General features: G+C 59.6%; 23 protein-coding genes. 20 read left to right on the top strand and 3 right to left on the bottom strand.

Going from position 1 to position 22,521, the window contains the following annotated elements:
- Nucleotides 1-32 precede the first annotated feature (32 nt).
- Complete coding sequence (locus AC0969_RS06085) at nucleotides 33-287, bottom strand: hypothetical protein (RefSeq protein WP_479623243.1); 255 nt, start codon at nucleotides 285-287, stop codon at nucleotides 33-35.
- 425 nt (nucleotides 288-712) lie between these two features.
- Nucleotides 713-1,468, bottom strand: a complete 756-nt coding sequence (locus AC0969_RS06080; RefSeq protein WP_479623242.1) for a PP2C family protein-serine/threonine phosphatase — start codon at nucleotides 1,466-1,468, stop codon at nucleotides 713-715.
- Nucleotides 1,469-1,567: 99 nt separating this feature from the next.
- On the opposite strand from AC0969_RS06080, the gene AC0969_RS06075 reads away from it, so the two are divergent.
- Nucleotides 1,568-1,771: a YdcH family protein gene (locus tag AC0969_RS06075; protein WP_315241545.1), complete on the top strand. Its 204-nt coding sequence runs from the start codon at nucleotides 1,568-1,570 to the stop codon at nucleotides 1,769-1,771.
- A complete protein-coding gene (locus tag AC0969_RS06070; protein ID WP_479623241.1) occupies nucleotides 1,771-3,789 on the top strand; it encodes an ATP-dependent DNA helicase in 2,019 nt (672 codons plus the stop codon). Before AC0969_RS06075 ends, AC0969_RS06070 begins: the two co-directional genes overlap by 1 nt.
- On the opposite strand, the gene AC0969_RS06065 is transcribed toward AC0969_RS06070, so the two are convergent.
- The gene (locus tag AC0969_RS06065; protein WP_479623240.1) at nucleotides 3,752-4,558 is read right to left on the bottom strand and encodes an outer membrane protein assembly factor BamD; all 807 of its coding nucleotides are present in this window, start codon (nucleotides 4,556-4,558) and stop codon (nucleotides 3,752-3,754) included. The two genes, AC0969_RS06070 and AC0969_RS06065, sit on opposite strands and share 38 nt — an antisense overlap.
- An 83-nt stretch (nucleotides 4,559-4,641) precedes the next feature.
- On the opposite strand from AC0969_RS06065, the gene AC0969_RS06060 reads away from it, so the two are divergent.
- The 18 genes from AC0969_RS06060 (at nucleotide 4,642) to AC0969_RS05975 (ending at nucleotide 22,508) form a co-directional block, all read left to right on the top strand.
- Nucleotides 4,642-5,592, top strand: coding sequence for an RluA family pseudouridine synthase (locus tag AC0969_RS06060; RefSeq protein WP_479623355.1), 951 nt, complete (start codon nucleotides 4,642-4,644; stop codon nucleotides 5,590-5,592).
- Nucleotides 5,593-5,740: 148 nt separating this feature from the next.
- The gene (gene scpB / locus AC0969_RS06055; RefSeq protein WP_479623239.1) at nucleotides 5,741-6,391 is read left to right on the top strand and encodes an SMC-Scp complex subunit ScpB; all 651 of its coding nucleotides are present in this window, start codon (nucleotides 5,741-5,743) and stop codon (nucleotides 6,389-6,391) included.
- On the top strand, nucleotides 6,375-7,625 hold the full coding sequence (locus AC0969_RS06050) for a pseudouridine synthase (protein WP_479623238.1): 1,251 nt from the start codon (nucleotides 6,375-6,377) through the stop codon (nucleotides 7,623-7,625). Before scpB ends, AC0969_RS06050 begins: the two co-directional genes overlap by 17 nt.
- A gap of 140 nt (nucleotides 7,626-7,765) precedes the next feature.
- Nucleotides 7,766-8,194, top strand: coding sequence for a nucleoside-diphosphate kinase (ndk, locus tag AC0969_RS06045; RefSeq protein WP_348008041.1), 429 nt, complete (start codon nucleotides 7,766-7,768; stop codon nucleotides 8,192-8,194).
- A 15-nt stretch (nucleotides 8,195-8,209) separates the two neighbouring features.
- Nucleotides 8,210-9,361, top strand: coding sequence for a dual-specificity RNA methyltransferase RlmN (rlmN, locus tag AC0969_RS06040; RefSeq protein ID WP_479623237.1), 1,152 nt, complete (start codon nucleotides 8,210-8,212; stop codon nucleotides 9,359-9,361).
- 3 nt (nucleotides 9,362-9,364) lie between these two features.
- Nucleotides 9,365-10,231: a type IV pilus biogenesis/stability protein PilW gene (gene pilW, locus AC0969_RS06035; RefSeq protein WP_479623236.1), complete on the top strand. Its 867-nt coding sequence runs from the start codon at nucleotides 9,365-9,367 to the stop codon at nucleotides 10,229-10,231.
- A complete protein-coding gene (locus AC0969_RS06030; RefSeq protein WP_479623235.1) occupies nucleotides 10,224-11,069 on the top strand; it encodes a helix-turn-helix domain-containing protein in 846 nt (281 codons plus the stop codon). Before pilW ends, AC0969_RS06030 begins: the two co-directional genes overlap by 8 nt.
- Nucleotides 11,069-12,355, top strand: coding sequence for a flavodoxin-dependent (E)-4-hydroxy-3-methylbut-2-enyl-diphosphate synthase (gene ispG / locus AC0969_RS06025; protein ID WP_479623234.1), 1,287 nt, complete (start codon nucleotides 11,069-11,071; stop codon nucleotides 12,353-12,355). Before AC0969_RS06030 ends, ispG begins: the two co-directional genes overlap by 1 nt.
- An 81-nt stretch (nucleotides 12,356-12,436) precedes the next feature.
- On the top strand, nucleotides 12,437-13,720 hold the full coding sequence (gene hisS, locus AC0969_RS06020) for a histidine--tRNA ligase (RefSeq protein WP_479623233.1): 1,284 nt from the start codon (nucleotides 12,437-12,439) through the stop codon (nucleotides 13,718-13,720).
- Nucleotides 13,721-13,738: 18 nt separating this feature from the next.
- Nucleotides 13,739-14,437 carry a YfgM family protein gene (locus AC0969_RS06015; RefSeq protein WP_479623232.1) on the top strand — a complete coding sequence of 233 codons (699 nt, stop codon included), beginning with the start codon at nucleotides 13,739-13,741 and terminating at the stop codon, nucleotides 14,435-14,437.
- A gap of 8 nt (nucleotides 14,438-14,445) precedes the next feature.
- Nucleotides 14,446-15,573: an outer membrane protein assembly factor BamB gene (gene bamB / locus AC0969_RS06010; protein ID WP_479623231.1), complete on the top strand. Its 1,128-nt coding sequence runs from the start codon at nucleotides 14,446-14,448 to the stop codon at nucleotides 15,571-15,573.
- A 31-nt stretch (nucleotides 15,574-15,604) separates the two neighbouring features.
- On the top strand, nucleotides 15,605-16,945 hold the full coding sequence (gene der, locus AC0969_RS06005; RefSeq protein WP_479623230.1) for a ribosome biogenesis GTPase Der: 1,341 nt from the start codon (nucleotides 15,605-15,607) through the stop codon (nucleotides 16,943-16,945).
- Between the two features lie 117 nt (nucleotides 16,946-17,062).
- The gene (hfq, locus tag AC0969_RS06000) at nucleotides 17,063-17,317 is read left to right on the top strand and encodes an RNA chaperone Hfq (RefSeq protein WP_479623229.1); all 255 of its coding nucleotides are present in this window, start codon (nucleotides 17,063-17,065) and stop codon (nucleotides 17,315-17,317) included.
- 107 nt (nucleotides 17,318-17,424) lie between these two features.
- A complete protein-coding gene (gene hflX / locus AC0969_RS05995) occupies nucleotides 17,425-18,543 on the top strand; it encodes a GTPase HflX (protein WP_479623228.1) in 1,119 nt (372 codons plus the stop codon).
- Nucleotides 18,544-18,614: 71 nt separating this feature from the next.
- A complete protein-coding gene (gene hflK / locus AC0969_RS05990) occupies nucleotides 18,615-19,982 on the top strand; it encodes an FtsH protease activity modulator HflK (RefSeq protein ID WP_479623227.1) in 1,368 nt (455 codons plus the stop codon).
- Between the two features lie 9 nt (nucleotides 19,983-19,991).
- Nucleotides 19,992-20,903: a protease modulator HflC gene (gene hflC, locus AC0969_RS05985; RefSeq protein WP_479623226.1), complete on the top strand. Its 912-nt coding sequence runs from the start codon at nucleotides 19,992-19,994 to the stop codon at nucleotides 20,901-20,903.
- Nucleotides 20,904-20,905: 2 nt separating this feature from the next.
- On the top strand, nucleotides 20,906-21,103 hold the full coding sequence (locus AC0969_RS05980) for a DUF2065 domain-containing protein (RefSeq protein ID WP_479623225.1): 198 nt from the start codon (nucleotides 20,906-20,908) through the stop codon (nucleotides 21,101-21,103).
- Nucleotides 21,104-21,359: 256 nt separating this feature from the next.
- Complete coding sequence (locus AC0969_RS05975) at nucleotides 21,360-22,508, top strand: ATP phosphoribosyltransferase regulatory subunit (protein ID WP_479623224.1); 1,149 nt, start codon at nucleotides 21,360-21,362, stop codon at nucleotides 22,506-22,508.
- Nucleotides 22,509-22,521: the final 13 nt, after the last annotated feature.

Here is a 22,521-nt window from a genome sequence, read left to right as displayed (position 1 = left end):
CGGTGAAAAAGGCGCATCGAGTGCGCCTGTGGTTAGCGGGGTTTCTTGAACCCCTTGTATATCCAGAACACGACCCCGGCAACGGCCAGGAGGATGGCTGCGTCGGTTGCGTTGCCGTTGCTGAGGAAGGCAATCAGGAGCGCGCCACCGCCGATGCCGATCACCCACTTCAAGCGGCGAGATCCCTCGGAGCTGGAGCGCAGCAGCTTCCAGACGATGGTGGCCAGCAGGCTGGCAAGGAGGAATGCGCCGCCTTGGACGAGTCCACGGATGGTTGCTTCGGTCATGGTGTGTTCCAAATGTTTTGGTTTATGTTAGCAGCCGGAGGGTGGTGTACCGCCGTCAACGTGACGTACTGGGCGGGCATAAAGCCGCGGTAGAAAGGACTCGCCGGCCATGGGGCATGAGCCGGAACGCTAGCGCGGCCGGGTCGATGGAGATGCCCCAGCTTAAAAACAGGGCTACCCAATCTTCGTTTAATCGTGTCATAGTTTTAGGACATAGTAAGGCCGAAACCCGCGCCAGTGCTAGCGCTCCGGCCGATGCCCAGAGCCTTCACACTGCAGGGGTCGCAAGTTCGAAACTTGCATCGCCCACCAGATTTAAAAGCCGATAAGTCACAAACTTATCGGCTTTTTGCATTCTGCGGACCTTATGGCAGGTTCTACCCCTGTGGGTTTGAAATCTGTGTGGTGGGTCTGGTACTTGGGGCTTACAGCGCGCCGATCTGGACCACGATCATCGACATGTTGTCTCCGGTGCCGCGCGCGCGGGTGCGGGCCTTTTCCAGCAAGGTCATCGTCGCTTCACGCGGAGGCATGCCATGCAAAACCTCCCCCAGCTCGCGGTCGGAAAAATAATGCCACACGCCATCGCTACACGCCATGATGACATCGCCGTGGCGGACTTGGGGCAGGATGTGGACATCTATTGGCGGGGCGGATTCGGTGCCCAGGCAGCCGAGCAGGATGTTGGAGTCGGGGTGGCTATTCGCTTCTTCCGGGGTAATTTCCCCCCGGTCCACCAGTGTTTGTACATACGAGTGGTCTAGCGTGCGCTTGACCAGATGTTCTTGGTTGAAATGGTAGATGCGCGAGTCGCCGGTGTGGGCCCAGTAGCATTGGCCAGATGGAATGATGACGAAAAGAGCAGCGGTGCTGTGTGGCTCTTCTTCGGCCGATATAGCGGTGAGTTTGATGACCAGGTGGGCCTCTTCGATGATGTGCTTGAGCATGCTGGGCGCATCGTCGTTGAACGGGTCGAAGCGTTCAAATAATTGCCTAGCTGTCATCATTACCTGGTCGGAGGCCTTGCGCCCACCGCTGCGTCCGCCCATACCGTCGGCTACCACGCCCAGCACGCAGCCGTTAACTCGTGCATGGTTGAGCAGTGCCAGCTGGTCTTGCTGGTAGTCGCGATCGCCTTTGTGCAGGCCTGTCGAAGCCGAAATCTTGAAACCTGGGGTCATGGTGCAATGCTTCGCTGGTGGTTGGCGCAAAAGACGCGGCTCATAATGGCAAACCCCAGTTTATCCCCTGCGGCTTGCCTCCCCACCTAGACCTCTGCCTTGACTGCCAATCTCCATTCCCCTGAACGCCAACTCATCGAACTGCGCATGGAACATGCCGATCTGGATGCCACGATCGACTACCTAGTTGAACACAAGCCGCTGGACGAGTTGATGCTGCAACGTCTGAAAAAGCGCCGCTTGGCCCTGCGCGACAAAATTTCACGGCTGGAAATCTCCTTAGACCCCAAAGAGCCCGCCTGATGGACCTGCAAAGCCAGGTGCGCGAGGCATTTGCGCCGCAGGGTGCGCTGGCCCGTATGTCGGCAAACTTTCGGCCACGCTTGGGGCAATTGGATATGGCTCTGGCGATTGGCCGCACCATAGAAGAGGGTGGTGTGTTGGTGGTGGAGGCCGGAACCGGGGTCGGCAAGACGTTTGCCTATCTGGTGCCGGCACTGCTCAGTGGCGAGCGGGTGCTGCTGTCTACCGCCACCAAAACCCTGCAAGATCAGCTGTTTGGCCGCGATTTGCCAGGGGTGTTGCAGGCCTTGGGTTTGCCGCTGCGCACAGCCTTGTTGAAAGGGCGGGGTAGTTATCTGTGTCTGCATCGGTTGGGTCAAGCCCGATCGGAGTCGCACCAGTTTGAGCGCCCGGTTCTGCAAACCTTGGCCCACATCGAGCAATGGGCGCACGCTACCCGTAGCGGAGATTTAGCCGAACTTGCGGGGCTCGATGAGCGCTCGCCTTTGCTGCCACTGGTCACCTCGACCCGTGAGAACTGTCTAGGTGCCCAGTGCCCACAGGCACTCGCTTGCCATGTGAACTTGGCCCGACGCGAGGCATTGGCAGCGGATGTGGTGGTGTTGAACCACCATGTGTTTTTTGCCGATCTGGCGGTGCGCGAGTCTGGCATGGCCGAGCTGCTGCCCACAGCGCGCATCGCCATTTTTGACGAGGCCCACCAGCTCAATGAGACGGGGGTGCAGTTCTTGGGCACCCATCTCAGCACGGGGCAGTGGTTGGATTTTGCCCGTGACGTGCTCGCGGTGGGTCTGCAGCAAGCGCGGGGCTTGGTGGATTGGCAGCAAGTCGTTGTGGGTTTGGATCGGGCTGTGCGGGAGTTACGCTTGGTGGTGGGTAAGCTGCCAGCGGGTAGCAAGTTGCGCTGGTTGGGGGGGGCGCCCGATGGTGTGCCGGAGGTGCTGTGGTGCGATGCACTGGCGGATATTGTTACGGCTTTGCAGCAGGTCATTGTGGCGCTGGATACGGTGACCGAGTTGGCGCCTGATTTTGTGCGTCTACATGCCCGTGCCGTGGGTTTGGCCGAGCGCTTGCAGCAGTTTGTCCAGCCTTGTGCGCCTGCATCGGTGCGCTGGTTGGAGGTGGGTTTGCAGCTGCGGTTGACTGAATCGCCGCTCGATATCGCCCATGCCGTGCAAACCCGGTTGCTGGCACCCACCGAGGCTGCTCTGGCGAAATCATGGATTTTTACTTCGGCAACTTTGGGGGACGATGCGCGCCTGGCTTGGTTTACCGAGCGCTGTGGCTTGCTGGATGCGACGTGCCTGCGGGTCGATAGTCCGTTTGACTACGCCGCCCAGGCTGCGCTGTATGTGCCGCGCCACCTGCCCAAGCCGAGCGATCCTTCGCACAGCGCGCAAGTTGCCGCATTGGCTGCGGTGGCCGCTCGGCAGTTAGGTGGGCGCACGATGGTGCTGACCACTTCGCTGCGGGCCTTGCGGGCCATTGGCGATAGTTTGCAGACCGCATTTGCAGGCAGTGCCGACATTGAGGTACTGGTGCAAGGGCAGTTGCCCAAGCGGCGCCTGATGGAGCGTTTGCGCCAGGGGGCGTCGAACGGCATGCCGGGCTGTGTGCTGGTGGCATCGGCCTCATTTTGGGAGGGTGTGGACGTGCCCGGCGAAATGCTCCAGTTGGTCATCATCGACAAGCTGCCTTTTCCGGTGCCCAATGACCCGGTGGTAGAGGCGCGTACCCAGCGCATTGAAGCCGAGGGCGGTAGTCCGTTCATGGATTATTTTGTGCCCGAGGCTGCTGTGGCATTGAAGCAGGGGGCAGGCCGCCTGATACGGCATGAGTCTGACCGGGGTGTGTTGGTGGTGTGCGACACCCGGTTGGTTAGCATGGGCTATGGCAAGCGCATCCGGGCGGCCTTACCGCCGATGCGGATGTTGAAAACCGAGGCCGAGTTTCAACAGGCCTTGGAAGTGTTGGGCCCAGCTACCACAGTTTCCACCAGGGCGAGTCTTTGGTCTTGAAGCCGCTAGCGGTGTACTGGCTGTTGGGGTAGTTCATGGCCAATACCCGTTGGGCATCGTCACGCAGTTGTGCCATCCCGAGGGCATCGTAAGATTTCACCATGATGTACAAAGCCTCTTCTGCTGCTGGCACATTGCTGTAGTCGGCCAATGTCGCTTGTGCGCGGTTGATGGCGGCCACATAAGCACCTCGGCTGTAGTAGTAGCGTGCCACGTGCACCTCGTACTGCCCCAGTGAGTTCACGATGTAGATCATTCGCTGGCGGGCATCGACTGTGTAGCGTGAGTCGGGGAAGCGGGTACTCAGTTCTTTGAAAGACTCAAAAGATTCCTTGGCGGCCTTTTGGTCGCGTTCGGACAGGTCTTGTCGGCTCAGAAATGAAAACAGGCCCAGGTCTTCGTTGAAGTTAATGATGCCTTTGAGGTACAGCGCGTAATCCAGTGCGGAGCTGGCGGGGTGGAGTTTGATGAAGCGGTCCAGCGTGGCTAGCGCCTGGGCTTTGTCGCCGGTCTTGTAATGGGCGTAGGCTTTTTCGATCTGCGCTTGCTGTGCCAGCGGCGTACCAGCGGCACGGCCTTCGAGTTTTTCAAATAGAAGAACGGCCCGGTCGTAGGCTCCGGCGCTCATTTCGTCTTTTGCCTCCGAATAAATTTTATTCGGACTCCAGCCAATGGTTTTGTCTGCTTCTACTGTGGCGCAGGCAGATAAGAGTGCTGCAATACCGACTGCCAAGAGGCTGGGGAACACCGATAATCTAGAACGAAACATCACTGGCTACTTTCTTGAAACTAAGCGATTTGATTATATCGACCGACCCCGCAGGCGAAGAGCTTGCCGAAAACGCGCCCGACATCACGGAATCGGGCCTAGAGAGCGAACTGCGTCCGCTCACCATCACTGACACTCAGCACGGCGGGCGGCTGGACCGCGCCCTGGTTGATCTGGTGCCCGAATTCTCGCGCAGTTATTTGCAGCAACTGATCGAATCCGGTGCCGTGACCTTGCAAGGGCGGCTGGTGACCAAGCCGTCAGCCAAAGTGCGGGCAGGTGAGGTGGGCGCGATCGAGTTGCGCCCTACCTTGCAAAGCCAGGCGTTTAAGCCCGAAGCGATGGCGCTTGATGTGGTGTTTGAAGACGCGCACCTGCGGGTCATCCATAAGCCAGCAGGGCTGGTGGTGCACCCTGCGCCGGGCAACTGGAGTGGCACGCTGCTCAATGGGCTGCTGGCGCGCGATGTACAGGCCCAGATGCTGCCCCGGGCCGGTATCGTCCACCGTCTAGACAAGGACACCAGCGGCCTGATGGTGGTGGCGCGTACCCGTGCCGCCATGGATGCGTTGGTGGCCTTGATTGCCGCGCGGGAGGTCAGTCGCCAATACCTGGCTCTGGCGCACAAACCTTGGGTGGGGGCAGTCAACCGCAGCGTTGAGCTGCCAATTGGCCGCGACCCGCGCAACCGTCTGCGCATGGCGGTGGTGGACTTGGCGCTGCATGGCGGAAAAACCGCCCGTACCGATATCGCGTTACTGGAAAATTTTGACCAGGGCTGCTTTGTGCGTTGCACGCTACACACCGGCCGCACGCACCAGATTCGGGTTCACATGGCTTCTGTCGGGCATCCCTTGGTGGCGGATGGGGTATATGGCGGCACGCCAGCGGCGGGGTTGGTGCGGCAAGCTTTGCATGCGACGCAGTTGGCTTTCGTTCACCCCATCACCGGCGAAGCTATGAAGTTCCATGCACCGTTACCCGAAGATATGCGTAGCGCACTGGCCGCATGGGGCCTCAGTTACAATGGATAAAAGCGTTTTGAAGCTCAGGCAGCAGTTCTGACGCTCACTGGTTTTTGTGGCACCCACGGTTCAGCACCATGGGCTGGCTGCAATTTGAAACCCACGCCATCTATTTAGTGCCGTCCTTCGGCAGGTTTTCCCGGAATACAGATACACCATGAACACGGCAGAGGCCAAACGCGTCCTCGAAGCTGCGCTAATTTGCGCGCAGCAGCCCTTGCCTGTGCGTGATATGCGGGGGCTGTTTGAGGATGCGTTGGGGGCGGATACCGTCAAGTCACTGCTGCTCGATCTGCAAAACGACTGGGCGCAGCGCAGTGTGGAGCTGGTGCAGGTTGCCAGCGGCTGGCGTTTCCAGAGTCGGCCTGAAATGCGCGAGTACCTAGACCGCCTGCACCCTGAAAAACCCCCTCGTTACAGCCGTGCCACGTTGGAGACTTTGGCCATCATTGCCTACCGCCAACCCGCCACACGCGGTGACATGGAAGAAATCCGAGGCGTCACCATCAGCGCCATGATCATCAAGCAACTGGAAGACCGGGGTTGGATCGAAGTGATTGGCCACAGAGAAACCGTAGGTCGCCCGGCCTTGTTTGCGACCACCCGGCAGTTTTTGGATGATTTGGGTCTGTCCTCGCTAGACCAGCTGCCGGTGGCCGATGACCCCGCCCAGCGGGCTGCGTTGCTGGCATCGCTGACCCGTACCGAAGAGCCCGCCCTAGTGGATCTTCCCCTTGTTCCCTCCGAGGGCTCCGCCGTGACGGTGGATGCCCCGCTAACCGAGACATTTCATGCACAACAACCCTGACGAATCTACGCCGCTGGCCCCTCCATCCTTGGCGACCGAGGGGGGCAATCGCTTTCTCGATGTGGTGTCTGGTCAGTTCGATGCCGACGAAGAGGCCCCGGATCTGGCGCCTGAGAAGCGGGTTTTGCCGCCCCAGGCCGAAAGCCCCAAACTGCACAAAGTGCTGGCCCAGGCCGGCATGGGCTCGCGCCTGGAGATGGAGCAACTTATTTTGGAAGGCCGCATTTCGGTCAACAACGAGCCCGCCCACATCGGCCAGCGCGTGCAGTTTGGCGACTCGGTCAAGGTCAATGGCAAGCCGGTGCGTTTTCGCATCGAGCCGCCACCTGCGCGCGTGATTGCGTACCACAAACCGGTTGGTGAGGTGGTCACCAACGACGACCCGCAAAACCGGCCCACCGTATTTCGTCGTCTGCCCAAGCTGTACCAGGGAAAATGGCAGTCGGTCGGGCGGCTGGATTTAAACACCGAAGGCCTGCTGCTGTTCACCAGCTCGGGCGAGCTGGCCAACCAGTTGATGCACCCGCGTTTTGGTCTGGAGCGCGAATACGCCGTGCGCGTGCTGGGTGCGTTGAACAAGGAAGAAAAGCAGCGACTGCTCGATGGCGTCAAGCTCGACGACGGCATGGCCTCGTTCGGCAGCATTGAAGAGGGTGGCGGCGAAGGCTCCAATTGCTGGTATCGCGTCACGATCTCCGAAGGTCGCAACCGCGAAGTCCGTCGCATGCTGGAAGCTGTGGGCCACGCCGTGAGCCGACTCATCCGCATCCGTTACGGCGCCATGCTGTTGCCACGCGGCCTCAAGCGCGGTGGCTGGATGGAGCTGGACGAGCGCGACATTCAGGCCTTGGTTAAAGCCGCCAACAAGGCGCCAGCAGGGGAGTTCGATGAAGTGCCCCGCCAGGCCCGTGCGCCCAGCCGCCGTCCGCCCAACCCCTTGGACAAACGGGAGGCCCCGAACCGCACGCGTGGCGGTCGTAACACCGGTGGCCGTGGGCCACGCCCATCGGGTGGCAATGCGCCCTCCGCGCCTAATCCTCTGATGACCAACCCAGTCGGAGGCAAAGGGCGTAGCCCCGTGCGGAAAGACCCAACAGGCCAACCGGACCCCATGAAAACCTCTTTGGGTTACATCGGTGGTGATAGCCTCTCCCGCCAACGCAAAGAGCCAAACCAGGGCGGGCCACGGCGTGGTGGCTCTGGTGGTGGCCGCAACGGCGGCCGTAGCCGCTAATCTGAAAACTAAGCACGGCAATCGCCTACACCACGGCGGCCTATTCGTAAAGAGGACATGCAGCCGGGTTAAACTCGCAGGCTTTGCTTAGTTGGCAAAATTTCAATAAATCTCAATTTCTGAATCTCATAGGAAAAATTATGGCTATCGAACGCACACTCTCCATCATCAAGCCCGACGCGGTTGCCAAGAACGTCATCGGTCAGATCTACGCCCGTTTTGAAGCTGCTGGCCTGAAGGTCATTGCTGCCCGCATGGCCCACCTGTCGCGTGGCGAAGCAGAGGCGTTCTACGCTGTGCACGCTGCCCGTCCTTTCTTCAAGGACCTGGTCGAGTTCATGATCTCCGGCCCGGTGATGATCCAGGCTCTGGAAGGCGAAAATGCCATCCTGAAGAACCGTGACCTGATGGGCGCGACCGATCCTAAGAAGGCTGACGCTGGCACCATCCGTGCTGACTTCGCCGACAGCATCGATGCCAACGCTGTGCACGGTTCTGACGCTGCTGAAACCGCCAAGGAAGAAATCGCTTTCTTCTTCGCCGGCCTGAATGTTTTTGCCGCTAAGTAATTAGCGTTTTATGCAATGACGGCCAACCTGCTCGACTTTGACCTCGACGGCTTGGCCGCGTTTTGCGAACGGCTAGGTGAAAAGCGCTTCCGCGCCACCCAGCTGTTCCGCTGGATTCACCAACGTGGAGCCACTGATTTTGAGCAGATGACCGATCTGGCCAAGTCCTTGCGCAATAAGCTAGCCACCAGCGCCCATGTACAGGGCCTGTCACTTATCAGTCAGCATGTATCCACCGACGGCACCATCAAGTGGCTGTTCGATGTGGGCGACGGCAATGCCGTCGAGGCAGTTTTCATTCCCGAAAGTGACCGGGGCACCCTGTGTGTATCGTCCCAGGCGGGCTGTGCCGTAGGCTGCCGCTTTTGCTCTACTGGCCACCAAGGCTTTAGCCGCAACCTCACCACCGGTGAAATCGTTGCGCAGCTCTGGTTTGCCGAACATTTCCTGCGCAAGCATCTGAACACCGCTGAACGCGTTATCTCCAATGTGGTGATGATGGGTATGGGCGAGCCCTTACAGAATTACAACGCGCTGGTGCCCGCTCTCAAGGTGATGCTGGACGACCACGGCTACGGCCTGTCGCGCCGCCGGGTCACGGTGTCTACCTCGGGCGTGGTGCCGATGATCGACCGCCTCGGTCTGGACTGCCCGGTTGCCTTGGCCGTATCGCTGCACGCACCAAACGATGCCTTGCGCGACAACCTGGTGCCGCTGAATAAAAAATACCCGCTGGCCGAGTTACTGGAATCCTGCAATCGCTACTTGGCGCACGCGCCGCGCGACTTCATTACCTTTGAATACTGCATGCTGGATGGCGTGAACGACCAGCCCGAGCACGCCCAGCAGCTGATTGCCCTGGTGCAGCAGTACCGCCAGCCCGGCGTGTGGTGCAAGTTCAATCTGATTCCGTTCAATCCATTCCCTGCTTCTGGCCTGCTGCGCTCGCCTATGGCCCGCGTGACGGCTTTTGCCAAAATGCTCAGCGATGCCGGCATCATTACCACGGTGCGTAAGACCCGGGGTGATGACATCGATGCGGCTTGTGGGCAGCTCGCTGGTGATGTGAAAGACCGCACGCAGGTCGTCAAGCGCATGGCGCAGCAGCGGGTCGTGATGATGGCCCAGGTTTCCTCCATTTCGGTAGACGACACTAAAGGGATTTGAGGCATGCAAAAAAAGATGCGCATGGGTGTATTGCTCCCGTTTTTGGTGTGTGCATCGGTTCTTGCGGGGCTGCAAGGCTGTACCACGACAACGACTACCACCAGCACAAGCGCCTCCACGAAGGCAATCTCTTCGGGCCGGCCGGTTGCGACGCCTGTTGCGCAGGGTGAACTGCTCACAGATTCCGACGAGCCAGAGGCCCGCAAACGGGCGCGTACCCGTCTGAAGTTGGCTGTTGCCTATTTTGAACAAGGCCAAACCACCGTGGCTTTGGATGAGTTGAAGCAGGCTTTGGTAATTGACCCGTCATTCGCAGATGCCTACAACCTGCGCGGCCTGATTTACATGCGTTTGGGTGACTGGCGTCTGGCCGAAGACGGCTTTCGGCGTGCCTTGGCGATCAATCCCGGCGAACCTAATATCCAGCACAACTACGGCTGGTTGATGTGCCAGCAAGGCCGCTATCCTGAATCCATTCAGATGTTTGAGCAGGCACTGGCCAACCCCACTTACAGCACCCGTTCCAAAACCTGGATGACCGAAGGTTTGTGCCAGCAGCGGGCCGGCCAACTGCCCGAGGCAGAGCGCAATCTGGCCCGCGCGTATGAGGTGGACGCGGGCAATCCCATCATTGCCTACAACCTTTCAACTTTGCTGTTTCAACGGGGTGAATGGTCTCGGGCGCAGTTCTACATACGCCGTTTGAATAATTCCGAGCTGGCCAATGCCGAATCTTTATGGTTGGGCATCAAGGTGGAGCGGCGCATGGAAAACCGCGAAGCTATGTTGCAACTGGTCGAACAATTGAAAAAACGGTTTGGTCAATCGCGTGAGCTGGCCGCATATGACAGAGGGGCATTTGATGAGTGAGTCAGTGGGGCAGGGTGTGTCGGATGGAGTTGCGCTGAATCCAGCGCAGGATGTGGCCGCAGCCGCCGTGCAGGCGGGGCATTTGCTGCGTACCGCGCGTGAAGCCACCGGCTTGCATGTGGCCGCTTTGGCGGTGTCACTCAAGGTGCCGGTGAAAAAACTGGAGGCCCTGGAGGCCGGTCGTCTGGATCTGCTGCCGGATGTGACATTTGCGCGGGCTTTGGCTGCCAGCGTATGCCGTACCCTCAAGATCGACCCTGGCACTGTGTTGGCGTATTTGCCAGCCACGGCGGTATCCCGGTTAGGGGCCGATGTCCCTACGATCAACACGCCTTACCGTCCTGCCGGTCCACGCTTGTCATTGCGTGGCCAGATGCTGAATCCGTCGGTGCTGGCCGTAGTGGCCTTGCTGGTGGCTGCGGCCGTGGTGGTGTTGTGGCCCCAACCCCCCACCCAAGACGAGGTGGCGGTGCTGGCTGCACCGGTAGAAGAAATCGCCATCCCAGTGGTGACGGCACCCCAGCCCGAGGTTTCTGAGCCCGTTGCGATAAGCCCTGTAAAGCAACCCGTAGCGCTTGCGCAGACTCTCGCAGCTTCTGCCCCGCAGGCCGTGGTACTGACGGCCCAGGCCGAGTCCTGGGTCAAGGTGACCGATGCCAATGGCGTGGTCAACCTGGGCCGGACCCTGAAAGCCGGAGAATCCGTTGAAGTGACAGGCCCCTTCCCCCTGGCTGTCGTGGTAGGGCGTGTCGATGCTGTGCAACTGCAAGTGCGTGGCCAACCCTATGACATGGCGGCCTTTCCCAAAGACCGCGTTGCCCGTTTTGAGGTGAAGTGATGCCCTCCACATTCTCTGCCCTGGACTTTTCCACCCCGATTGATGCGGCTGCACCCCGCGTGCGCAACACCTACCAGGCCCATGTGCGCTGGGGTGCGCGCGATGTGACCGTGGGCGGCGATGCCCCGGTGCGGGTGCAATCCATGACCAATACCGACACGGTGGATGCCATCGGCACCGCCATCCAGGTCAAAGAGCTGGCGTTGGCGGGTTCGGAGATGGTGCGCATCACCGTCAACACCCCCGAAGCTGCGCAGGCTGTGCCCTACATCCGCGAACAACTCGACCGCATGGGCATTGACGTGCCCCTGGTCGGCGACTTTCACTACAACGGCCACCGCCTGCTGACCGACTTTCCGGCCTGCGCCGAAGCCTTGTCCAAGTACCGCATCAACCCCGGCAACGTGGGCAAGGGTGACAAGCGCGACCGCCAGTTTGGCCAGATGATCGAAGCGGCGGTGCGCTGGAAAAAAGCCGTGCGCATCGGCGTCAATTGGGGCAGTTTGGACCAAGAGTTGCTGGCCAGTCTGATGGATGAAAACAGCCGCCGCGCAGTACCCTGGGATGCCAAACCGGTGATGTACCAGGCGCTAATCACCTCGGCTATCGAATCCGCCCGCTTGGCCGAATCTATGGGGCTGCCGCCAGAGCAGATCATTTTGTCGTGCAAAGTAAGCGGCGTGCAGGATTTGATATCGGTCTACCGCGCCCTCAGCGTTCGCTGCCGTTATGCCCTGCACCTAGGCTTAACCGAGGCGGGGATGGGCACCAAGGGTACGGTGGCCTCCAGCGTCGCGCTGGCCGTGCTGCTGCAAGAGGGCATTGGCGACACCATCCGCGTCTCGCTCACACCCCAGCCCGGCGAGGCCCGCACGCAAGAGGTGGTGGTGGCTTCCGAGATACTGCAATCGCTGGGTCTGCGCAGCTTTGTGCCCAGTGTCACCGCTTGCCCCGGCTGTGGCCGCACCACCAGCACCACTTTTCAGGAGCTGACCAAGCAGATCGACGATTTTCTGCGCGCCCAGATGCCCGTCTGGCGTAAGCAGTACCCCGGTGTCGAAACCATGAAGGTCGCCGTGATGGGCTGCATCGTCAACGGCCCCGGCGAAAGCAAGCATGCTGACATCGGCATCAGCTTGCCGGGCACCGGAGAAGCACCCGCTGCGCCGGTCTACATTGACGGCGAGAAAAGCGTCACACTGCGGGGCGACAAAATCGCCCAGGAATTCCAGGTCATCGTAGAAAACTACATCGCTAAACGCTTCGGCAGCCCAATGTTGGCCTAGTTGGAAATTAAGTGTCAAATTGGCTTCTAGCGCATATATAACCTGCGCTAGCAGCTACTAAAATAATAGTAAACAGGATTTATGGCTGACAAAATCAGTGCCGTTAAAGGCATGAACGACATACTGCCGCCCGACTCTGCGCGTTGGGAATGGCTGGAAGACAAGGTCCGCACGCAGATGGCGCGCTCGGCCTACCGCATGGTGCGCACTCCCATTGTCGAACCCACGGCCCTGTTCGTGCGCGGCACCGGCGAAACTACCGACATCGTCGAGAAGGAGATGTACTCCTTCGAAGACAGGCTCAACGGCGAGCAGCTCACCCTGCGCCCCGAAAACACCCCCGGCGTGGTGCGCGCCGCCATCCAGCACAACCTGACCTATGACGGTGGCAAGCGCCTGTACTACATGGGCCCGATGTTCCGCCACGAGCGGCCCCAGCGCGGTCGCTACCGCCAGTTCTACCAACTTGGTGCCGAGGCCCTGGGCTTTGCCGGTCCCGAGGTGGATGCCGAGCTGATGCTGCTGGCGAATGAGCTGCTGGCGGGCCTGGGCCTGCGCAATGTGCGCGTGGAGCTGAATAGCCTGGGCGTGCCTGCCGAGCGCCAGGCCCACCGTGCCGCGCTGATCACCTACTTTGAGCAGCACCGCGACCTGCTGGACGCCGATGCCCAGCGCCGCCTGCTGACCAACCCGCTGCGTATTCTGGACACCAAGAACCTGGCCATGCAGGCAATGGTGCAAGACGCACCGCAACTGCTCAGCTACCTGGGCGATGCTTCACGCAAGCACCTGGATACCGTGCAAAGCCTGCTCGCCGCCTGCGACGTGCAGTGGACTATCAACCCGCGTCTGGTGCGTGGGCTGGACTACTACAGCCACACCGTGTTCGAATTCATCACCGACGAGCTGGGTGCCCAAGGCACGTTGTGCGGAGGAGGGCGCTACGACGGCCTGTTCGAGCTGCTGGGTGGCAAACCCACCCCGGCCGTCGGCTGGGGCATGGGCATTGAGCGCGTGCTGGAACTCATCAAAGAGCAAGGCGCTGAGCTGCCCGCGCTGGTACCCGATGCCTATGCCGTGGTGCCCGACGCGGCTGCGTTGTCCGTGGCGATGCAGACCCTGCAAACCCTGCGCCGCGCCGGTGTCCAGGTGCAGATGCACGCGGGAGCCGCTGAAGGCATGGGCAGCATGAAATCGCAGCTCAAAAAGGCCGACAGTAGCGGCGCCCGTTTTGCGCTGATCTTCGGTGCCGACGAGCTGGCGCAAAACCTGGTGCTGGTGAAATCCTTGCGCGACGGCAGCGGTGTGCAAACTACCCAGCCCCTCGCCGACGTGGCCGCTTGGGCCACCACCCTACAATCGTAAATCCGACTACAGACACTTATGGCAAACCACCTCGACCTTGAAGAACAAGAACAGCTTGACGAACTCAAAGCCTTCTGGAGCCGCTACGGCAACGCCATCACCTGGGCGCTCATCGCGGTGCTGGCTGGGTTTGCCGGCTGGAACGGCTATCAATATTGGCAGCGCAGCCAGTCCACCCAGGCCGCTGCACTGTTTGATGAAGTAGACCGCGCCGCCAAGGCAGGCGATACCGCAAAAGTGGAGCGGGCCTTTTCAGACATCAAAGACAAGTTCGCTCGCACCGCTTTTGCCCAACAAGCCGGACTGCTGGCGGCCAAAACCCTGTTTGACAAAGGCAATCTGGATGCCAGCAAGGCCGCGTTGACCTGGGTGGCCGCGCAATCGTCCGACGAGGGCTACCAGCCCGTGGCGCGCCTGCGTTTGGCTGCGGTGCTGATGGATGCCAAGTCGTATGACGAAGCGATGCAACAGTTGTCTGGCAGCTTCCCCAAAGAGTTCGAGCCGCTGGTGGCCGACCGTAAGGGTGACGTGTTTGCCCTGCAAGGCAAAAAAACCGAAGCCGTGGCCCAGTACAAAGCTGCCTACACCGGCCTGGACGAGCGCGACGACTACCGCCGCATCGTCGAAGTCAAGCTCAACAGCCTGGGTGTCGATCCCCGTCCGGTCGCCCCCGTGGTGGCTGCCGCCAGTCCTGTCACTGTAGAAATCAAAAAATAATGAAAAATATGCCTCTAGCGCAAGTAATACGAGCGCCTATAGCTATATTAATGATAGCGGTCTTGGCGGCTTGCTCCAGTACCGGTGACAAACCCAAACCGGCAGATCTGCCTGCCAACGTGGCTCTGCTGGGCGTGCGCCAGGCTTGGAGCACCAAGTTGGGCGATGTCAGCTTTCCGCTCAATGTCAATGTCAGTGGCAACACAGTGGCCTTGGCCAGTAGCAACGGCACGGTGCTGGCGCTCGATGCGGCTTCGGGCCGCGAGTTGTGGCGTACCTCTGTCGGTGCACCTCTGTCGGCAGGCGTGGGCAGCGACGGCAAGGTGACGGCGGTGGTGACCCGTGAGAACGAAGTTGTTGCGCTGGATGCGGGCCGCGTGCTGTGGCGCCAGCGCTTGGGCGCACAAACCTATACCGCACCGCTGGTGGCCGGTGGGCGCGTGTTCCTGCTGGCGGCAGACCGCACGGTGAGTGCTTTTGACGGCCAGACGGGCCGCAAATTGTGGAGCCAGCAGCGCACGGGCGAAGCCTTGGTGCTGGGCCAGTCCAGCGTCTTATTGGCCGTGGGTGACACCTTGGTTGCCGGTATGTCGGGTCGTTTGGTCGGAATGAATCCCGCAAACGGCAGCACCCGCTGGGAAGCTCCGATTGCTGCACCCCGTGGCACCAACGACGTAGAGCGCCTAGTGGACTTGGTGGGCAGCGTTAGCCGTGTCGGTGATGTGGTTTGTGCCCGTGCTTTCCTGTCGGCCGTAGGCTGCGTGGATGCAAAACGGGGCCGTTTGCTATGGACCAAACCGGCGAATGCCTCTGAAGGCGTACACGGTGACGAGCGCTTTGTCTTTGGTACCGAAGGGGATGGCAAAGTCACCGCCTGGAAGCGTGAAGATGGCAGCAACGCCTGGACTTCTGAGCGCCTGCGGTACCGCAGTTTGTCGGCTCCGTTGGCGGTGGGCCGCTCGGTCGTGCTGGGTGACGGCACGGGTCTGGTACATTTCCTGTCCCGCGAAGATGGGTCGCCGTTGACTCGCATCTCCACCGATGGCTCTGCGATTGTTGCCGATCCGGTCCTCGCGGGCAACACCGTGGTGGTGGTCACCCGCAACGGCGGTGTGTTTGGCTTCCAGCCTGAATAACTTTTTTGCGTCAGCCGATCTGCGCCATCCTATGAAACCAGTTTTGGCCTTAGTCGGTCGCCCCAATGTGGGCAAATCAACCCTTTTCAACCGCCTGACCAAGACACGTGATGCGATCGTGGCTGACTTTGCTGGCCTGACCCGCGACCGCCATTACGGCAACGGCCGCCAGGGCAAGCACGAGTACATCGTCATCGATACCGGTGGCTTTGAGCCCGATGCCGAGAGCGGCATCTACAAAGAAATGGCCAAGCAAACCCGCCAGGCAGTGGCAGAAGCCGATGTGGTTATTTTTGTGGTCGATGCCCGTGGCGGCCTGTCTGCCCAAGACTACGATATTGCCAAATATTTGCGCCGCCTTGGCAAGCCTTGCATCTTGACGGCCAACAAGGCCGAGGGTATGACCGAAGGCCACCAGCTGATCGAGTTTTATGAACTGGGCCTGGGTGCGGTGTACCCGATCTCTGCCGCGCACGGGCAGGGCATCCGTGATTTGGTCGATCTGGCCCTGGCACCGCTGAATCTTGCCGACCCGAGTGAAGAGGCGGAAGCCGAAGACCTGGGTGTCACCAAGCTGGCCGTGGCCGGTCGCCCGAATGTTGGCAAGTCCACCCTGATTAACACCTGGCTTGGCGAAGAGCGCTTAGTGGCTTTCGACATGCCCGGCACCACCCGGGATGCCATTAGCGTACCCTTTGAGCGCAATGGCCATAAGTTCGAACTGATCGATACCGCCGGTTTGCGCCGCAAGGGCAAGGTTTTTGAGGCCATCGAAAAATTCTCGGTAGTCAAGACCTTGCAGGCCATCGAAACCTGCCACGTAGTGCTGCTGCTGATCGACGCAACCCAGGGCGTGACCGACCAAGATGCCCACATTGCGGGCTACATCCTGGAAAGCGGCCGCTCGGTGGTGCTGGCCATCAACAAATGGGATGCGATCGATGCCTACCAGCGCCAGTTGGTGATGCGCTCCATCGAGACGCGCCTGGCGTTCCTGAAGTTTGCTTCCATGCACTTTATTTCGGCCATCAAGCGCCAGGGTTTGGGCCCCCTGTGGACCTCGATTCTGCAAGCCCATCAGGCGGCTATGTGCAAAATGTCTACACCGGTATTAACGCGCTTGCTGCTGGAGGCCACCTCCTTCCAGAGCCCGCAACGTGCTGGCATGTTCCGCCCCAAATTGCGCTATGCGCACCAGGGTGGCATGAACCCGCCGATCATCATCATCCACGGCAATTCGCTGGAGCATGTGACCGAAGCCTATAAGCGTTTTCTGGAAGGCCGCTTCCGTAAGGCCTTCAATTTGACCGGCACACCGTTGCGTATCCAGATGAAATCGGCGGCGAATCCGTATTCCGACAAGGACGATTGATCGCTAGCACGAGTCCCAACAATTGGGATGGGGACTTATCCCCGCTTCCGGGTAAGTGTTGGTAACGCTGTGGTATGGTTCAGACTTCTTTAACATCTTCACAACACGGAGAATATCGTGAGCAATAAAGGGCAGCTTCTTCAAGACCCATTTCTCAATACTTTGCGCCGCGAGCATGTACCAGTGTCGATTTACCTCGTCAATGGCATCAAGCTCCAGGGCCAGATTGAGTCTTTTGACCAATACGTTGTGCTGTTGCGCAACACCGTAACCCAAATGGTCTACAAGCACGCTATCTCTACCATCGTTCCCGGCCGCGCAGTCAATTTCTCGGCTGCCGACGATACGACAGTGGCAGAACCAGCGGCTTAATCTGTAGGTCTTTTTCTTGGTGGTCGGATGCCCATTGCGGTATCCGACCCACCACAGCCTCTTTCCCTTACCGGCCTTCCGATTTGAGTTCTGCTGATACTCCCGACATGCCGCTGGCCGTTTTGGTTGGCGTTGATTTAGGCACCCCCCATTTTGACAAAGAGCTCGAAGAGCTAGGCTTGCTGGCCGACACCGCTGGCATGCGCGTGGTGGCCCGCATTACCTGTAAGCGCCAGGCACCCGATGCCGCCTTGTTTGTGGGCAGCGGTAAGGCCGACGAGATTAAGCTTTTGGCGCAAATGTACGGCGCAACGGAGATTTTGTTTGACCAAAGTCTCAGCCCGGCCCAACAGCGCAATCTGGAGCGCCACTGCGAGCTACCGGTCAACGACCGGACGATGCTGATCCTGACCATCTTTGCCCAGCGTGCCCGCAGCCATGAAGGCAAGCTGCAGGTGGAGCTGGCACGGTTGCAATACCTGAGCACCCGGTTGGTTCGCCGTTGGTCGCACCTTGAGCGGCAAAGTGGCGGTATCGGTATGCGCGGTGGTCCGGGCGAGAAACAAATTGAGCTGGATCGCCGCATGCTGGGTGAATCCATCAAGCGCACCAAGGAGCGGCTGGCAAAAGTGGTGAAGCAGCGCAGCACCCAGCGCCGCCAGCGCGCGCGCCGCGATGCCTTCACTATCTCGCTGGTGGGCTACACCAATGCAGGTAAATCCACGCTGTTCAATACTTTGGTGAAGGCCCGCGCCTACACCGCCGACCAGCTGTTTGCCACGCTAGATACCACCACCCGCCAGCTCTATCTGGGAGAAGCAGGTCGTTCGGTGTCGCTGTCGGACACCGTGGGTTTCATCCGCGATTTGCCGCACGGCTTGGTGGATGCCTTCCGCGCCACCCTGCAAGAGGCTGCCGATGCCGATCTGCTGCTGCACGTGGTGGATGCTTCCAATCCCCATTTTCCCGAGCAGATGGCCGAGGTCGCCTTGGTGCTGCGTGACATCGGGGCTGCCGATGTGCCGCAATTGTTGGTATTTAACAAACTCGACGCTCTTGATAAATCCCGCTGGCCGCTCCAACTGCAAGACGTGTTTGAAGTGGATGGTCAGCCGGTACCGCGCATATTTTTAAGTGCGCAGACTGGCGAAGGCGTACCTGCATTGCGGTTGAAGCTGGCCGAGTTGGCAATAGCCCAAATGCCCGCCACGGATGCCGCCGCCTAATCCCCTGAATGTAATGAGGATGCTGCCTGATTTGGCACAATAGATAAATGACAACCAAGAGACTTGCGCGAATGAATCTCAACTTACGGGCCATTAGCTTGGCCGCCTTGCCGGATCGCATTCGGGGCATGTTCAATTTGAACGATCCTCGCTGGGGCCGTGGCGACGACAAATCGGAGACGGACGCTGCGTCCAAGCCCGAAGAACCCGTCAAAAACACGCCCAATAAAGGCCAAGGCCCCAACCAGGGCCCACCCGATCTGGATGAGCTGTGGCGGGATTTCAACCGCAAATTGAGCGGTCTTTTTGGGGGGGGCAAAAACGGTTCGCGTCCTTCAGGTGGAAATAATGGCGGCGGCAATGACGGCTCTGGTGGCGGCTTCCAGCCCGACATGAAGAGTGCCGGTATTGGTGCCGGGTTGATTGTGGCGGTGATGCTGTTGATCTGGCTGGGCACCGGTTTTTTCATCGTGCAAGAAGGTCAGCAAGCGGTGATCACCCAGTTTGGTAAATATAAATCGACCGCTGGTGCAGGTTTTAACTGGCGCTTGCCGTATCCGATCCAGCGCCATGAGCTAGTGTTTGTGACGCAAATTCGCTCCGTGGACGTGGGCCGCGACACCGTCATCAAAGCTACCGGGTTGCGCGAATCGGCCATGCTGACCCAAGATGAAAACATCGTCGAAATAAAATTTGCTGTGCAATACCGTTTGAGCAACGCGCGGGCTTTCTTGTTTGAAAGCAAGGATCCCACTGGGGCGGTAGTGCAAGCGGCTGAAACCGCTGTGCGTGAAGTGGTGGGCAAGATGAAGATGGACTCGGCCTTGGCCGACGAGCGCGACCAGATCGGACCGCGAGTGCGGACCCTGATGCAAACCATTTTGGACCGCTACAACGTCGGCATTGAAGTGGTGGGTATCAACATGCAGCAAAGCGGCGTGCGCCCACCCGAGCAAGTACAGGCCGCATTTGACGATGTGTTGAAAGCCGGCCAAGAGCGTGAGCGCGCCAAAAACGATGCGCAAGCCTATGCCAATGATGTGGTGCCGCGTGCCGTGGGTTCTGCATCGCGTCTGAAAGAAGAATCCGAGGCCTACAAGGCCCGTATCGTGGCGCAGGCCGATGGTGATGCGCAGCGCTTCCGCTCTGTACTGGCCGAGTACCAAAAAGCCCCGCAGGTCACCCGTGACCGCATGTACCTGGACACCATGCAGCAGGTGTACGGCAACGTGACCAAGGTGCTAGTGGATTCCCGCCAGGGCTCCAACATGCTGTACCTGCCACTCGACAAAATCATGCAAATGTCGGCCCAAACCGGTGCTGCGGCACCCGCAGAAGTTCCCTCTGCCACGCCAGCGGCATCCACCGCGCCCGCATCTTTATCCACCGATGCCCGTGCGCGCGATATCTCGCGTTCGCGTGACCGTGACGTACGCTAGGAGAACGCTTTGAACAGAATTGGTTTTATTGGATCGTCTTTGTTGGTGCTGTTGGCACTGATGAGTTCTATGTTGTTCGTGGTGGACCAGCGCCAGTTTGGCGTGGTCTACGCGCTGGGGCAGATCAAGGATGTGATCACCGAGCCGGGGCTGAACTTCAAGCTGCCGCCGCCGTTTCAAAACGTCAGCTATCTCGATAAGCGCTTGTTGACGCTGGACAGCACCGATGCCGAACCCATGCTGACCGCTGAAAAGCAGCGTGTGGTGATCGACTGGTACGTGCGCTGGCGCATTACGGCTCCGTCGGAGTACATCCGTAATGTGGGTCTGGATGAAAACGCTGGTGCCAACCAGCTCAACCGTGTGGTGCGCAATGCCTTCCAGGAAGAGGTCAATAAGCACACGGTCAAAGACCTGCTGTCGCTCAAGCGCGAAGTCTTGATGGCGGACGTAAAACGCGAAGTTTTGGAAGCCGTGCGCGGTGCCAAGCCTTGGGGTGTGGATGTGGTGGACGTGCGCATCACCCGTGTGGACTATGTTGAGGCCATCACCGAATCGGTGTACCGCCGCATGGAAGCCGAGCGCAAGCGCGTGGCCAACGAACTGCGATCTACGGGCGCAGCCGAAGGTGAAAAAATCCGTGCTGATGCCGATAAACAACGTGAAGTGACGATTGCCAACGCTTACCGCGATGCGCAAAAAATCAAGGGCGAAGGCGATGCCGAGGCCTCGCGCTTGTACGCCGAGTCGTTTGGCAAAGATGCTAGTTTTGCGCAGTTCTACCGCAGCCTGGATGCCTACAAATCCAGCTTCAACAAGAAGAGCGATGTGATGGTGCTCGACCCCTCATCTGACTTCTTCAAGGCGATGCGTGGTTCTGGAAGCGGTGGCGGTGCGGCTGCGGCACCCGCCAAGAAATAATCTTGGCCGACGCGGGCAATAGCCTCTGGGCTGCGCTGGCCCTTGTGCTGGTGATAGAAGGGCTACTGCCGTTTTTATCCCCCGGCGGTTGGCGGCGGATGTTCCAGCAAATGTTGGCCTTGCAAGACGGCCAACTGCGATTTTTCGGTCTGTGCAGCATCATTGTCGGCCTGCTACTGCTCTGGCTCGTCAGTGAATGAATGGCCGGTTAGCAAGTAACCCATGACCGGCATACAGGCTGGTCGTGTCGTTCTTAGCCTCAGGACTTACGCAAGACCCTCTATGCGGCCAGAAGGCGCTGCGTAAGTCCTAAACCCTTTGCAGGGGAAATACCACGGCTCCGGTCTGGCCGGTTTCAAGGTATTTCTGGAGGATGTTGGTCAAAACCTGTCGCGGTTTTGAAACCCGGTGTTTCAGCCCGGTAAAATCTCTTTTTTAACAGCCTCTCAAAACTCCATGTCTGCTTGGGTCCTCCCGGATCACATTGCCGATGTTCTGCCTTCCGAGGCTCGGCACATCGAAGAACTGCGTCGCGCCCTGCTCGATGCCGCCCGTGGCTATGGCTATGAATTGGTCATGCCGCCCCTGTTGGAGCACCTGGAATCCTTGCTGACCGGCACCGGCGAAGCGTTGGATTTGCAAACTTTCAAATTGGTAGACCAGCTCTCGGGTCGCATGATGGGTTTGCGGGCTGACACCACGCCCCAGGTTGCCCGTATTGATGCCCATTTGTTGAACCGCCAGGGCGTGACCCGCCTGTGCTACTGCGGTCCCGTGGCGCATACCCGCCCTGAACGTCCGCACGCCAGCCGCGAACCACTGCAACTCGGGGCCGAAATCTACGGCCATGCCGGGCTGGAGGCGGACCTTGAAATCCTGCAACTGTCACTGGACTGCCTGCGGGCCGCCAAGGTGCACGGTTTGGCGGTGGATATGGGTGATGCCCGTATCGTGCGGGCGCTGTTGGCCGATGTAGTGCTGCCCCCAGAGCATCTGGCCCGCGTGCACGCAGCCTTGGCCAACAAGGATGTGACCGAACTCGCCATCCTGTGCCAAGATTTTCCCAAAGCTTCGCGCGACGGTGTGTTGGCCTTGGTCCAGCTTTATGGTGATGCCAGCATCTTGCAGACCGCCGAGCGCGTTCTGCCTGTATTGCCTGCGATCCAGGATGCTCTGCGCGACCTGCAATGGCTGTCAGCGCAGCTAGACGGCACGCCAGTGACCTTTGATCTGGCCGATTTGCGCGGCTACGCCTACTACAGCGGTGCCCGTTTTGCCATTTATGCGCAAGGTGCCAGTGATGCTCTGGTGCGCGGTGGCCGTTATGACGAAGTGGGGGCCGTGTTTGGCCGCAACCGCCCGGCGGTGGGCTTTAGTCTGGACCTGAAGCAGGTGGTGGGGGCGGTTGGTCCTCGCCCGCTGCGCGCAGCGATTCGTGCGCCCTGGGGACATGCGGCAGATTTGCGCAGCGCCATTGCTGCGCTGCGCGCCCGAGGCGAAACCGTGGTCTGCGTACTGCCAGGCCACGAAAGTGAAGTTGATGAATTCCATTGCGACCGCTTGCTCCAGCCCATTGCTGGACAGTGGATAGTTCAAGTTATTTAAGAAAATCCCTGAG

It is taken from the genome of Rhodoferax sp. LB1P47 (assembly GCF_056521445.1).
Note: the sequence above shows the minus strand (reverse complement) of the source record. Positions and strands in the feature narration are given on the sequence as shown.

Bases quoted from the DNA above. Each gene is read 5' to 3' on its own strand.
- scpB (WP_479623239.1), top strand. From the start codon at position 5,741: ATGAACACGGCAGAGGCCAAACGCGTCCTCGAAGCTGCGCTAATTTGC.
- ndk (WP_348008041.1), top strand. From the start codon at position 7,766: ATGGCTATCGAACGCACACTCTCCATCATCAAGCCCGACGCGGTTGCC.
- ispG (WP_479623234.1), top strand. From the start codon at position 11,069: ATGCCCTCCACATTCTCTGCCCTGGACTTTTCCACCCCGATTGATGCG.
- hflK (WP_479623227.1), top strand. From the start codon at position 18,615: ATGAATCTCAACTTACGGGCCATTAGCTTGGCCGCCTTGCCGGATCGC.
- AC0969_RS06015 (WP_479623232.1), top strand. From the start codon at position 13,739: ATGGCAAACCACCTCGACCTTGAAGAACAAGAACAGCTTGACGAACTC.
- AC0969_RS06030 (WP_479623235.1), top strand. From the start codon at position 10,224: ATGAGTGAGTCAGTGGGGCAGGGTGTGTCGGATGGAGTTGCGCTGAAT.
- AC0969_RS06065 (WP_479623240.1), bottom strand. From the start codon at position 4,558: ATGTTTCGTTCTAGATTATCGGTGTTCCCCAGCCTCTTGGCAGTCGGT.
- bamB (WP_479623231.1), top strand. From the start codon at position 14,446: ATGCCTCTAGCGCAAGTAATACGAGCGCCTATAGCTATATTAATGATA.
- der (WP_479623230.1), top strand. From the start codon at position 15,605: ATGAAACCAGTTTTGGCCTTAGTCGGTCGCCCCAATGTGGGCAAATCA.
- hisS (WP_479623233.1), top strand. From the start codon at position 12,437: ATGGCTGACAAAATCAGTGCCGTTAAAGGCATGAACGACATACTGCCG.
- rlmN (WP_479623237.1), top strand. From the start codon at position 8,210: ATGACGGCCAACCTGCTCGACTTTGACCTCGACGGCTTGGCCGCGTTT.
- pilW (WP_479623236.1), top strand. From the start codon at position 9,365: ATGCAAAAAAAGATGCGCATGGGTGTATTGCTCCCGTTTTTGGTGTGT.
- hflX (WP_479623228.1), top strand. From the start codon at position 17,425: ATGCCGCTGGCCGTTTTGGTTGGCGTTGATTTAGGCACCCCCCATTTT.
- AC0969_RS06080 (WP_479623242.1), bottom strand. From the start codon at position 1,468: ATGACCCCAGGTTTCAAGATTTCGGCTTCGACAGGCCTGCACAAAGGC.
- AC0969_RS06050 (WP_479623238.1), top strand. From the start codon at position 6,375: ATGCACAACAACCCTGACGAATCTACGCCGCTGGCCCCTCCATCCTTG.
- AC0969_RS06070 (WP_479623241.1), top strand. From the start codon at position 1,771: ATGGACCTGCAAAGCCAGGTGCGCGAGGCATTTGCGCCGCAGGGTGCG.
- AC0969_RS05975 (WP_479623224.1), top strand. From the start codon at position 21,360: ATGTCTGCTTGGGTCCTCCCGGATCACATTGCCGATGTTCTGCCTTCC.
- AC0969_RS06085 (WP_479623243.1), bottom strand. From the start codon at position 287: ATGACCGAAGCAACCATCCGTGGACTCGTCCAAGGCGGCGCATTCCTC.